Here is a 13,088-nt window from a genome sequence, read left to right on the forward strand (position 1 = left end):
CGACAAACTTTGTACTAGTCGATGAAAAAATTGTAGATGGGGATATTTCCCTGTCTATTTTTTTGTCTATTTCTATGGTAAAATAACTAAGTGCATCCTTAAATTGAAAAAGTGTGCAACAAACATAGAGGTTAAACTACAGGTTGGAGGTACAGAAAGTTGAAACATAGTCTACAAAAGAGTTTCGTCATTTTACTAGCAGCGATGGTAATGATGGTTTCTATCATTGCAAAGCCATTTACTGCAAATGCTGCAGAAACATTGGATATTGAGGCAGAATCTGCGATATTAGTAGATGCAAATACTGGTAAAATTTTATTTGCCAAGAATGCGGATGTGGCTCTTCCTCCAGCTAGTATGACCAAAATGATGACAGAATATCTCGTATGGGAAGCCATCGAAAAGGGTCAAATCAGCTGGGATACAACAACACAGATTAGTGACTATCCATACAGCATTTCTGCTAATGCTTCTTTTTCAGGAATAGGATTAGAACAATCGAAGGATTATAAAGTAAAAGATTTGTATAACGCAATGGCAATCAACTCTGATAATGCTACTTCGATTGCATTAGCTGAATTGATTGCAGGTTCAGAAGCGGAATTTGTGAAAATGATGAATAAAAAGGGAGAGGAAATGGGGCTTCCTGACTTTAAATTCGTTAATTCCACTGGTTTAGACAATGAATCATTGGGAAAAAACCATCCAGAAGGAACAGATCCTAATGGTACAAACTTGCTTTCTGCGGAATCTGCTGCGCTACTTGCCTATCATCTAGTAAATGACTATCCAGAATCGTTAGAGGTTTCTAGCATGCCATCCACCGAATTTGATGGAAAAGAGATCCGAAATTGGAACCACATGCTTCCGCATAAAACAACCTTTTTAGAGCAATTTTATTATGAAGGTGTAGATGGGTTAAAGACAGGATATACTGATTTAGCTGGTTACTGCTTTACAGGAACAGCTAAAAAAAATAATCAGCGCTTGATTTCAGTTGTGATGCAAACGGATAGTGAAGAAAAGCGATTTGAGGAGACTGCCAAATTATTTAATTATGGTTTCCAACAGTTTGAAAGCACAGAGGTATTTCCGGCAGGACATCAAGTAAAAGGTAAATCCTCCCTTCCAGTAGCGAAAGGAAAGGAAGATCAGGTTGATATTTCTATTAAAGAAGGAATAACGATACCTATTAAGCCTAATGAAAAAGATAAATATAGTATGGAATATACAATAAATAAAGATTTGTTAAATAAAGAGGGCAAATTGACTGCACCAATTAAAAAGGGAGAAAAGATTGGGACAGCACAGCTTAAATATAAGGGCGAGAATGACTATGGCTATATTATTAAAGATAGTAATAGTACGGTAGATGTTGTAGCGAATGAAACAGTTGAAAAATCCAACTGGTTTATGTTAACACTTGGAGCAATTGGTGATTTCTTTGCTGATTTATTTACGACAGTAGTTGATTGGGTGAAAGGCTTATTCTAATCAATTTTTCTTAAAGAGGAAAAATTGATCATCTGATATAGTTATTTTATAACAAGGGGGAGTTTATATGTCTCATACAGGTACAGAACGTGTAAAACGTGGTATGGCAGAAATGCAAAAGGGCGGCGTTATTATGGACGTTGTCAATGCTGAACAGGCGAAGATTGCTGAGGAAGCAGGAGCAGTTGCGGTAATGGCTCTTGAACGTGTTCCATCTGATATACGAGCAGCTGGTGGTGTCGCTCGTATGGCGGACCCTACTATAACAGAAGAAGTGCTAAATGCTGTCTCGATTCCTGTAATGGCAAAGGCACGCATTGGACATATCACAGAAGCACGAGTGTTAGAAGCAATGGGTGTTGACTATATTGATGAAAGTGAAGTCTTAACACCAGCTGATGATGTGTATCATATTAATAAATCAGATTATACCGTACCATTTGTTTGTGGCTGTCGTAATCTAGGAGAAGCGGCACGTCGGATTGGCGAGGGTGCTTCCATGTTACGTACCAAAGGTGAACCTGGAACAGGGAATATTGTAGAAGCAGTTCGTCACATGCGTCAGGTACAATCAGAAATTAGGAAGCTTACTGCGATGTCAAGAGATGAAGTGATGACTTATGCCAAGGAGATAGGTGCACCGTTCGAATTACTAATCGAAATTCGTGAGGATGGCCGTCTACCTGTGGTTAATTTTGCAGCTGGTGGGATAGCGACACCAAGTGATGCTGCACTCATGATGGAGTTAGGGGCTGATGGTGTATTTGTTGGTTCAGGTATCTTCAAATCTGCAAATCCTGCCAAGTTTGCTAAGGCCATTGTAGAGGCGACAACACATTACCGAGATTATAAATTGATTGCAGAACTTTCTAAGGACCTTGGGGTTGCCATGAAAGGTATTGAAATGAGCACCATTGAAGCACATGATCGTATGCAGGATCGTAGTGAATAGAAGGAAGGATTCCATATGACAACAATTGGAGTGCTTGCATTACAAGGTGCAGTCCGCGAGCATCTTCGGGCTGTAAAGGCTTGTGGTGCTAATGCAATAGAGATAAAACGAAAAGAACAGCTAGCTGAGATTGATGGATTAATTCTTCCTGGCGGTGAAAGCACAACGATTAGAAGATTAATTGACAGCTATGACTTTTTTGATGCTATTCAAGATTTTGGTAAGCAAGGTAAGCCTATCTTTGGCACGTGTGCTGGAATGATTTTAATGGCGACTGCCATAAAGGATCAAGATACTGCACATTTAAAACTAATTGATATGGAAGTTGCTCGTAATGCATTTGGACGTCAGGTTGCGAGTTTTGAGGCCGATGTAGAGGTGCATGGTATTGCAGCAGATTTTAATGCTGTGTTTATTCGCGCGCCCTATGTTGTTAAAGCAGGACACGATGTAGAGATACTTGCTACATATAACGAACACATTGTTACAGTTAGACAAGGTAACTATCTAGCAACAGCTTTTCATCCTGAATTAACAGATGATAATCGGATGATTGCTTATTTTGTTCAGATGGTTAAGAAAGCTGTAGCAAGTACTTAACACTAGTAAACCTGATGAGACATAACTCAAATGCTTTTTCTTTGCATGTAGGAGTTTTATAGTAAGAATAAGACCGAACGAATTCGAATGCTAGTTAAAGGTGGTTATCCCGGAAGTTAGATTTTTCACTTTAACTTCCAGGGGACGGTACCATTGCTTCGAATTATCGTTCGGTTTTTTGATTAGCGTATTATGTCTGAGCTTTTTTTTATTCTCTTTTTGGTTGTCAACACCTTGCTCCATTACATTCGCTTCAACATGTTGGGCGATAGGATACGGTAGCTGTAGCAAAAAATGTTCTTCCAGATACATCTTTGGCATTATGGACGACAACAAACGAGGGATGGGGGTGCGCAGTTGCAAAAAAATGATAGTTGCATATACATAAAAAATCAGCTATGATGTAATATAATACCTATATAAAACGATGTTGACAGGAAATAGTAGTAGTTTATCTTCTTAAAGAGAATCGATGGTTGGTGTGAATCGATATTAGATAGCTATGAATCCATCCTTGAATTGGTTTATGGAATTCTTTGGATAGTAAGTAAACCCGGTGACGTACCGTTAAAACGATAAGCCGGAAGAGATTTCTCTTCAATCAGGGTGGCAACGCGGGAATTTTACTCTCGTCCCTATTTCATTAGGGACGGGAGTTTTTTGATTTTTATTTATTAGACATAACTAAGGAGGACAATTGTAATGCTAGACATGAAATTTTTACGAAACAATTTTCAAGAAGTGAAAGCAAAATTAACCCATCGTGGCGAAGATTTATCAGAGCTGGATCGTTTTGAGGACCTTGACGAAAACCGGCGTAAGCTTATAGCTGAAACAGAACAGCTGAAGGCAAAGCGAAATGAAGCATCTAAACAAATATCTGTATTAAAAAGAGAAAAGAAAGATGCAGAGCCAGCTATCAAGGAAATGCGCGAGGTTGGTGAAAAGATTGCTATACTGGATAAAAATTTAAAAGAAATCGAGGAACAATTGGGGCAAATTATGCTATCCATTCCAAACATTCCACATGAAAGTGTACCTGTTGGTGAAGATGAAGATGATAACATTGAAGTGCGTCAATGGGGCGAACGTCCAAACTTTGCTTATGAAGCTCAACCACATTGGGATATCGCAACAAATTTGGGTATATTGGATTTTGAACGTGCAGGGAAAGTGACTGGCAGCCGTTTTGTATTCTACAAAGGCTTAGGGGCACGCTTAGAGCGTGCTTTATGGAATTTTATGATGGATCTACATGCGGATGAACATGGTTATGAGGAAATGATTCCACCATATATGGTAAATCGTACAAGTATGACCGGAACAGGACAGCTGCCGAAGTTCGAGGAGGATGCATTTAAATTAGTTGATTGGGATTACTTTATGGCACCAACCGCGGAAGTACCAGTAACGAATTATCATCGGGATGAAATCTTATCTAGTGATGACTTGCCAAAAAAATATGCCGCATTTAGTGGGTGCTTCCGTTCTGAAGCAGGATCAGCAGGTAGAGACACTAGAGGATTGATTCGCCAGCATCAATTTAATAAAGTAGAGCTTGTTTATTTTGTTAAACCAGAAGAATCTTATGAAACATTGGAAATGTTGACTGGACATGCAGAAAAAGTATTACAGTTATTAGAGCTACCATATCGTGTTATGAGCATGTGTACTGGTGATCTAGGTTTTACAGCAGCAAAAAAATATGATATTGAGGTTTGGATCCCTAGTCAAAACACGTATCGTGAAATTTCTTCTTGTTCTAATTTTGAGGATTTCCAAGCTAGACGAGCGGGGATACGATTCCGTAGAGATGTAAAAGCTAAACCGGAATTCGTGCATACGCTCAATGGTTCTGGTCTAGCGATTGGTCGTACTGTTGCAGCAATCCTCGAAAATTATCAGCAAGCAGATGGTACTGTTGAGATCCCTAAAGTATTAAAACCTTATATGGGCGGAAAAGAAGTAATTAAATAGTTTATTCTAAAAGCGTGCCGGAATTATATAAATCGGCACGCTTCTATTTTAGTTGTCGCTGGATGAGGATTAATCTGTGAGCATCAGTGAACTTCAAAGGAACATTAACGAAAAACTGGTGACTTCAAACAATCATCTAGAAAAAATTCTTTTAAACCTCTAAAATGATGTAGACAAAGTGATCAAGGATTGCTACTATATAAATGATAATGATTATCAATTTCATTAGGTTAGATAGTTCTTTTTGATAAGGAAGTGGGAAGAAATATGGCTGCAGAGTCTCGGACATCCGATCTACATACAACAACGAAATCTATTAAATCTAGACCACTGCCAGCAATGATTATTTTAATTGGTGGTATTATCGCAACTATATTTGCTCTGACACTTTCTATTTCTATAGGTGCAGCTGATATTACATTTTCCACTGTATGGGAAGCGATATTTCATTATGATCCAACCAGTACTTCACACTCCATTATTCAGGAACTAAGACTTCCTAGAACCTTAGCTGGAGTTTTAGTTGGTGCATCTTTTGCTGTAGCTGGAGCGATGATGCAAGGGATGACAAGGAATCCATTAGCTGATCCAGGAATATTAGGGATCAATGCAGGAGCGGTCTTTATGGTCGCCATTTGCTTTGCGCTCTTTCCTGGGATGTCTTACAATGGATTAATTCTCTTTTCATTTATAGGTGCAGGTGTAAGCGTCGTTCTTGTATTTGGTATTAGTTCGATGGGAAAAGGAGTAGTAACACCTGTAAAAATAGTGTTAGCTGGAGCTGCTGTAACAGCATTTTTTACAGCTTTAAGTGAAGGTATAGGCATTTATTTCAGTTTAAGTCAGGATTTGGCTTTTTGGTTTGCTGGCGGTATAGCAGGTGTGAAATGGACACAGTTAAAATTAATGTTTCCATGGGTTCTCGGCGCGCTGATTGCAGCTATGCTGTTATCGAAATCAATTACGATCCTAAGTCTTGGTGATGATGTAGCCAAAGGATTAGGACAGCGGACGAAGCTTGTACGTGCAGCAGGCTTTATTATCGTGTTGTTAATAGCTGGAGTTGCTGTCGCAGTTGCTGGTCCAATAGGTTTTGTTGGCTTAATTGTTCCGCATATTGCCCGCTTTTTTGTTGGAGTTGATTATCGGCTTATTATTCCATGCTCAGCTGTGATAGGCGGCTTTCTTACTTGTATAGCAGATATAGGTGCGCGTATGATTAATGCACCACAAGAAACGCCAATTGGTGCGTTATTTGCTTTAATTGGTGTTCCATTCTTCCTTTATGTTGCTAGAAAAGAAAGGAGGAATCTGTGATGCGCTCTATAGGAATACGGTCCGAAGATGAACGAACAAGAAAACGGATTCTTATATTACTTATATTTATTGTTTTAATTGTGCTTACTTTTGTTATTAGTATTAATATTGGCGCGATCCGTTTAGCCCCTTCTGAATTGCTACAAACAATCATTGGAAATGGGACCGCCCAGCAAGAATTGATTTTATTTGAATTTAGACTTCCACGAATTATCATCTCTATGTTAGTTGGTGCGGGGCTAGCAGTTTCCGGCTGTATTTTGCAAGGAGTAGCACGTAATCCTTTAGCAGAGCCGGGAATATTAGGGATAACTACAGGTGCAGGACTAATGGTAGTTTTAGCATTAGCATACTACCCAGTTGGCGAAAGTATACCCGTTGGTCTACTGCCGTTTCTATCCTTAATTGGTGGCATTAGTACGGCGATTATTATTTACATGCTAGCTTACGATAGGCATAATGGCTTGTTACCTAATCGTCTGGTGTTAAATGGAATTGCGGTAGCAGCTGGATTAAATGCAATTCTATTAGTTGTCTCCTTACAACTTCCAGAACAAAAGTATGATGTGTTAGCAGTTTGGATGGCAGGAAGGATTTGGGGGGCTGAATGGCGCTTCGTATTTACGCTATTACCATGGATGATTATTCTATTACCATATATCTTTTTGAAAGCACGAACGCTTGATGTCTTAACTTTTGGTGATGAAGTGGCTACAGGGCTAGGGGTTTCCGTGGAGAAAGAGCGATTAAAGGTAGTCGCTGCTTCGGTTGGATTAGCTTCTGCTTGTATATCTGTTAGTGGAGGCATCGCCTTTGTCGGCTTAATAGGCCCACATCTAGCAAGAAAATTAATTGGACCAAATCACCGTTTTCTATTACCGTTATCTGCTGTTGCAGGGGCTCTACTATTACTTGCTGCAGATACTATTGGAAAAGCAATTTTACAGCCATCTGAAATACCCGCCGGAATTGTAGTTGCAATTATTGGAGCACCATATTTTCTATATTTGTTGAGTAAATCGTAAGGTTAATAAAAAATGAAAAAGAAAAGAGGATTATAGATGAAATTTTCACGGATACTTCCATTCAGTTTCTGTTTATTAATAATTTTTCTGCTAGCAGCTTGTGGAGATAGTGATAAAGAAGAAAAAGCAGAGAACAGTAAAGCGGATGATACAAAACAATCAGAGGAACAAGCTGAGCAAACACGTGTATATGAAAGTCCAAATGGAGAGGTAGAAATTCCGGCAAATCCAGAACGAGTTTTAGTCGCTGATCAGGATTATGTTGGTTATGCATTAGCTCTAGGAGTAACACCAATTGCAACTACTGGCTGGATATTTGATTCCCCATATTTTAAAGATCAATTATCTGATACGAAAAATGTAGGAGATAAAACGTCAATTAGCATAGAAGAGGTAATTGCACTTAAACCGGACTTAATTATTACGTATTCAGAAGATAAATATGAACAGCTTGCAAAAGTCGCTCCTACTGTGTTAATTCCTTTTGGTACTTATAATTATCGAGAAATGCTTACTGAATTCGGAAAAATATTAAATAAAGAGGAAGCAGTAAAGGCCTATTTTGCTACCTTCGATGAGAAAGTAGAAGAAAAGAAAAAAGAAATAGCAGATGTCATTGAGAACGATGAAAAAGTCGTTATTATTGAACTTGCTGAAAAAGAAATATACTTGTTTGGTGAGTCTTACGGAAGAGGCGGAGAAATTATTTACAATCAACTTGGTTTGAGTGCTCCGGAAAAGGCTGCTGAAGAAGCAAAAGATGAAGGTTGGGCAAGTATTTCATTAGAAGCTGTGCCCGAATTTCTAGAAGAAGCCGATCATATATTCATTGGTGTAAGAGAATCAGAAAATGGAGATACAGAAGAACGGAAGTCAGATGTTACCTCGTTAACAATGTGGGAAAACTTACCTGCAGTTAAAAACGGGAATGTTTATGATTATAAAGTCCAAAATATGTATTTTTCCGATCCAATTGCATTAAGTCATCAATTAGATTTCATTGTTGATAAATTAAAATCAGAATAAATAGGATTGTGATATGCTCCCCTTAAGGTAGACAGATTAAAAAATAAAAACCTGTATCTACATGAGAGGCCACTGAAAAAGTCCAAAAAAGATATGATTTCCATTTTATTATGGGATTCATATCTTTTTTTAGTTACAATAAAAGTACTAAGATAGAGCGGGTGGATACAATGATACAAAAACAACAATCAATGATATTAAGTGCATATTCGGAAATTTATGATCTGGTTGTACCTAAGGATAATGTTTTACGAAAGCTTAATGAGTTAGTAGATTTTTCTTTTATATATGATGAATTAAACGATAAATACTGTCATACAAATGGTAGGAATGCCATTGATCCAATCCGTATGTTTAAATATTTACTTCTAAAAACAATCTATGATTTATCTGATGTGGACATTGTAGAGCGTTCCAAATATGACATGTCCTTTAAATATTTTCTTGGTATGGCTCCAGAAGAATCCGTGATGGAGCCAAGTTCTCTAACCAAGTTCCGTAAATTACGTTTAAAAGACAAAAATTTATTGAATATGTTAATTAATAAATCCGTGGAAATTGCCATCGAAAAGAAAATTATAAAAAGCAATTCTATTATTGTTGACGCCACCCATTCAAAGGCCCGTTATAATCAAAAATCACCAAAGGAAATACTGATGGATCGCTCCAAGAAACTTCGAAAATCTGTTTATGAGATCGATGAATCCATGAAGAAAAAATTCCCATCTAAATCGACAACGAATAAGCTGGAAGATGAAATTGAATATTGTCAAAAACTAATGGATGTGATTAAAAATGAGGAAACGATTTCCGAATATCCGAAAGTTAAAGAGAAATTAAACCTATTAAAAGAAAACGTAAATGATGACATCGAACATTTACGAATCTCTGAGGATGAAGATGCGAAAATCGGCCACAAAACGAAAGATACATCTTTCTTTGGCTATAAAACACATATAGCGATGAGTGAAGAAAGAATCATCACGGCAGCGACGATTACAACTGGTGAAAAAAATGATGGAAAACAATTAGAAGTACTTATTGAAAAAAGTAAAGAAGCTGGCATGGAAGTAAAAACAGTAATTGGAGATGCAGCTTATTCTGAAAAGGGAAATATTGAATATGCCAATGAAAATGAAATGAAGTTAGTAGCTAAATTAAACCCTGCTGTTTCACAGGGTAATCGAAAAAAAGAAGATGAATTTGAGTTCAACAAAGATGCGGGAATGTACGTTTGTAAGGCAGGTCATATGGCAATACGAAAAGCTCGCCAAGGAACAAAAGATGTCGCTAAAAACCAAGTAGATACATACTATTTTGACATTGAAAAATGTAAAGTTTGTCCATGTAAAGAAGGATGTTACAAACCTGGAGCTAAAAGTAAGAGCTATTCCGTAAGTATTAAATCAGATGAACATAGCGAACAGGCAAAGTTCCAGGAAACAGATTATTTTAAAGAAAAATCAAAAGAACGCTATAAAATTGAAGCTAAAAATAGTGAATTAAAACATAGACACGGGTATGATGTTTCAAAATCCTCGGGTCTAGTTGGCATGGAAATGCAAGGAGCCATGGCTATATTTACCGTAAATCTAAAACGGATATTGAAGCTAATGGGTTAAAAATAAGCAAAATATAATAGATAAATTAGTAAAAAGACGACTCTAAATTTTTAAAAAAGAATTTGAGTCGTCTTTTTTATAACAAATTTCAAGTTTCACTGAAAAATCATAAGATTTTCAGTGGCCTCCTACATGAAGGGGAGTTTTTTATTGTTTCTTCATTCTTTTGTCTCAGCATCTTTTTTAAAAGTTAAGAAAGTATAAAATCAGTACAATGACTGCGTTAAGCGAAGTAGTTATTTTGAAATGTTTGATGTATATTGGCAATGCTCCGACTAATTACTTCGCTTTCCGTGGGCGCGACCTCAACTAACTTTGCAAAGAAGAACACGTTGCAAAGTGGATTTTTGGCTCGCGCTATTCCCGCAGGAGTCTACGTAATTCGTCTCCGCTATGAGAAGGTGCAACAATTCTTGTCATAAGTAATAGGTTGACTTTTTTTACAATGGGTAAAGTGAAAATCGCTATCCGTGAGTATAAAAGCAGCTGTGTTACTTCATGCTAGCGTTGTAGAGCCTGATAATAGCGAAGGCCGGCCACTTCAACTCCTGTGGGAAATGTTTGACCTGAAGATCCACTTTTTTGAGCGGGTTTTGCTAAAAAAGTTAGCTGAAGGACAAACCCCATGGAAAGGGAAGTGGGCAGCCGGAGTGGTGGTCAAGTAAGAAGTAGCTATTATTCCATAATAGCTACTAGAGGGAGCGTAAATCTGAGCATGTAGTGATAAGGACTGAGCGAATTTTGCTCCGTTTTTTTCTAGGAAATTATAAAATTTCCCCTATGGATAAATATAGGCGTGTTGGGCTGCATCCAGCTCCAGCGTCCAGTAACTAGGCTACTTCACGAATCGCCCTACGATTAAGTCATCATTGGCTCACAAGCTCACCGTGATTCCTTTATCTCCGTTGAATCGCTCCAGTCGCTACGTTTCTAATCAGGCGTTTCCGCTTTTGTTATTGTATCTGCTACTTTCGAATTATTAAAAAAAGTGCATCAAATTCTAAAGAGCTGCAACTTTTTATGAGGCGAATTCGTTATTTAGGGAGGAAGAGGGAGGAATATTGGATATACAAGACTTATATAAGCTTTATATTTTAGATGTTTATCGATATTTATTCTCCCTATGTAAGGATAAGGAATTAGCAGAGGATTTGACTCACGATACATTTATGAAAGCATACATAGCATTAGATAGATCACCGCCAAAGTCCTTTAAAGCATGGCTGTTTAAAATAGCCTACCATCTTTTCATTGATTATATGAGGCACAGTAAAAGAATTGTTTATCAGGAACCAGAATTTTTTTCGAAAATAGCTCACGATCAATCAACAGAATTAGATTTTTTAAAACACTTACATATTAGAGAATTGTACCGAAAGCTTGATCAATTGAAGCCCTTACAGCGGGATGCTATTCTTCTATGTGATATTCAAGGATATTCCTATAAAGAAGCAGCTACTATTCTATCAGTAAAGGAGAACACCTTGAAATCCCATATTTTCCGTGGAAGAGGACGACTTAGACAGCTTTATAAAAAAGGGGAGTGAAGCATGAGCACAGAATGGAAAGAAAAGCTAAAAAAATATTATAATGGTGAGCTGTCAGAGGAGGAAGCTCTGGAAGTAGAGGAGGAATTAGATAGGCTTGATGATTATCAGGAAATACTAGGGAAAGAGATACCATCTGTTGATCAGGAGAATGATCGTGAAGATATACCTCCGGAAAAAGTCCAGCAAATTCTAAACAGTAGTATTCGGCATGCTAAATTTTCCTTAGTAGCCTATGTTGTTATGATCCTATTACTCATATACCCTATTATGGTGATAGCTAGTTATCTGTACTATGGCGTGAATAATAAGGCTGAAGAACTTATAGATGTTGCAATTAATACAGTTTACGTCACGGAGCCAAATGTTAGTCTTGAAGAAATGGAGATAGAGGAGCAGATTAATTTATTTCATTTTCAAGTTCAGATGGATCTTTTCAAACGAATTGGCAAAAAGGATATAAAGCAAGGGGAGTGGCAGGTCAAATATCTATTCGATGATGCAAAAATGCCAGTACGAAACTATATTACAGAATCTCCGAAAGAGCGAATCCCATATTTTGATACAAAAAAACTATATCACCCTAAAGCAACGATTACGAATCGAGATAATACAGCTTGGGATACACTTGAAAAACTGCCAGAAGGAACTGTTTCTGAAATATATGTCTCACTAAATAAACTTACAAACCCAGATGAAATGCCAGACATCGTAGATGGAATGGATGTGGAATGGCGATGGTATGCTATAGATACTGGTTTAGAATCCACAGGTAAAGATCTAGAAGGAAGATATCTGGCGCCAATCGGTTATCCTGCCCAAACAGATCCTGATGCTTGGTCACCGTACAATAATTCAAAATCAAATGAAGCACAATTCTTAGATAGTCTTCATTTACTAGAAAAATATGAAGATCAAGCGGTAGCCATTTCCCATGCAAAATCATTAGAGCTGAATGATCGGATTAGTTATTTAATGAACCATGGGATTCATGTTTATGCCGGGGTACTTACAGGACCTACAAAAGAGATATTAAAACTACAAGAAAATGAAGCAATTCGAGCGATTCATATAGGGGAGGTGCGATTATGGAATTGGTAAGTTTATTTCATAGAAAAGAAAAAAAGAAACGACTAAAATTAAGAGAAACGAAATTTGGTATCGCGTCTTTTATATGTGCATTGCTTACATTAGCCTATTTAAATATTTTTTTACTAACCTTCGGTGAAGTTGCGGGACTTACGAATATCTTCTTTGGTGTACTACCCTTTCTTGGTACACTTTTTGGTTTAATTAGTTTAACAAGAATAAATTTTAAAAAAACCTTTACCTTGTTAGCATTCAGTATTTATGTATTTACCGCATTTTGTATTGTTATCGTCGGTTTCTTTGAGCTAAGCATTTATCCAAAGCCATGAGGAAAGTAAAAACGTTTTTCACATGGAAAACAGAGAAATACTAGAAATCTTGGAGTAGTCCATCTTTATATTAAACAAACTACTTGCTGGTAAGTGACCAACAAGTAGTT

Annotated in this window: 13 protein-coding genes and 1 other annotated feature; of the genes, 12 read left to right on the plus strand and 1 reads right to left on the minus strand. The window is 37.3% G+C overall.

What is annotated here, in order from left to right; genetic code table 11:
• The first annotated feature begins 159 nt into the window (after positions 1-159).
• From D9782_RS04825 to pdxT, 3 genes are all read left to right on the plus strand, one after another.
• Complete coding sequence (locus tag D9782_RS04825) at positions 160-1,494, plus strand: serine hydrolase (RefSeq protein ID WP_026680131.1); 1,335 nt, start codon at positions 160-162, stop codon at positions 1,492-1,494.
• A gap of 67 nt (positions 1,495-1,561) precedes the next feature.
• Complete coding sequence (pdxS, locus tag D9782_RS04830; protein WP_026680132.1) at positions 1,562-2,446, plus strand: pyridoxal 5'-phosphate synthase lyase subunit PdxS; 885 nt, start codon at positions 1,562-1,564, stop codon at positions 2,444-2,446.
• A 15-nt stretch (positions 2,447-2,461) separates the two neighbouring features.
• Positions 2,462-3,046: a pyridoxal 5'-phosphate synthase glutaminase subunit PdxT gene (gene pdxT / locus D9782_RS04835; protein ID WP_121604246.1), complete on the plus strand. Its 585-nt coding sequence runs from the start codon at positions 2,462-2,464 to the stop codon at positions 3,044-3,046.
• A gap of 90 nt (positions 3,047-3,136) precedes the next feature.
• Here pdxT and D9782_RS04840 read toward each other — a convergent pair whose 3' ends face one another.
• Entirely contained in the window at positions 3,137-3,367 is a 231-nt protein-coding gene (locus D9782_RS04840) for a hypothetical protein (RefSeq protein ID WP_162986333.1), read from the minus strand.
• Between the two features lie 100 nt (positions 3,368-3,467).
• Positions 3,468-3,686: a binding site (T-box leader), on the plus strand.
• A gap of 62 nt (positions 3,687-3,748) precedes the next feature.
• On the opposite strand from D9782_RS04840, the gene serS reads away from it, so the two are divergent.
• The 9 genes from serS (at position 3,749) to D9782_RS04885 (ending at position 12,978) form a co-directional block, all read left to right on the plus strand.
• Positions 3,749-5,023, plus strand: coding sequence for a serine--tRNA ligase (serS, locus tag D9782_RS04845; RefSeq protein WP_121604248.1), 1,275 nt, complete (start codon positions 3,749-3,751; stop codon positions 5,021-5,023).
• Between the two features lie 267 nt (positions 5,024-5,290).
• Complete coding sequence (locus D9782_RS04850; RefSeq protein ID WP_026680136.1) at positions 5,291-6,340, plus strand: FecCD family ABC transporter permease; 1,050 nt, start codon at positions 5,291-5,293, stop codon at positions 6,338-6,340.
• Positions 6,340-7,365: a FecCD family ABC transporter permease gene (locus tag D9782_RS04855; protein ID WP_121604249.1), complete on the plus strand. Its 1,026-nt coding sequence runs from the start codon at positions 6,340-6,342 to the stop codon at positions 7,363-7,365. The genes D9782_RS04850 and D9782_RS04855 overlap by 1 nt, the downstream gene beginning before the upstream one ends.
• A 36-nt stretch (positions 7,366-7,401) precedes the next feature.
• Positions 7,402-8,391 carry an ABC transporter substrate-binding protein gene (locus D9782_RS04860; RefSeq protein WP_034678560.1) on the plus strand — a complete coding sequence of 330 codons (990 nt, stop codon included), beginning with the start codon at positions 7,402-7,404 and terminating at the stop codon, positions 8,389-8,391.
• A gap of 170 nt (positions 8,392-8,561) precedes the next feature.
• Positions 8,562-10,013, plus strand: coding sequence for an IS1182 family transposase (locus D9782_RS04865; RefSeq protein ID WP_121604250.1), 1,452 nt, complete (start codon positions 8,562-8,564; stop codon positions 10,011-10,013).
• Positions 10,014-10,483: 470 nt separating this feature from the next.
• Positions 10,484-10,678, plus strand: coding sequence for a hypothetical protein (locus D9782_RS04870; RefSeq protein WP_121604251.1), 195 nt, complete (start codon positions 10,484-10,486; stop codon positions 10,676-10,678).
• 396 nt (positions 10,679-11,074) lie between these two features.
• Positions 11,075-11,560 (plus strand): sigma-70 family RNA polymerase sigma factor, encoded by a 486-nt coding sequence (locus D9782_RS04875; protein WP_026679926.1) that lies wholly within the window; start codon positions 11,075-11,077, stop codon positions 11,558-11,560.
• Between the two features lie 3 nt (positions 11,561-11,563).
• On the plus strand, positions 11,564-12,661 hold the full coding sequence (locus D9782_RS04880) for an anti-sigma factor (protein WP_121604252.1): 1,098 nt from the start codon (positions 11,564-11,566) through the stop codon (positions 12,659-12,661).
• Positions 12,649-12,978 carry a hypothetical protein gene (locus D9782_RS04885; RefSeq protein ID WP_026679924.1) on the plus strand — a complete coding sequence of 110 codons (330 nt, stop codon included), beginning with the start codon at positions 12,649-12,651 and terminating at the stop codon, positions 12,976-12,978. Before D9782_RS04880 ends, D9782_RS04885 begins: the two co-directional genes overlap by 13 nt.
• Positions 12,979-13,088 lie beyond the last annotated feature (110 nt).

The organism is Virgibacillus sp. Bac332, assembly GCF_003667785.1.
Classification (GTDB): Bacteria; Bacillota; Bacilli; order Bacillales; family Amphibacillaceae; genus Virgibacillus; species Virgibacillus salarius.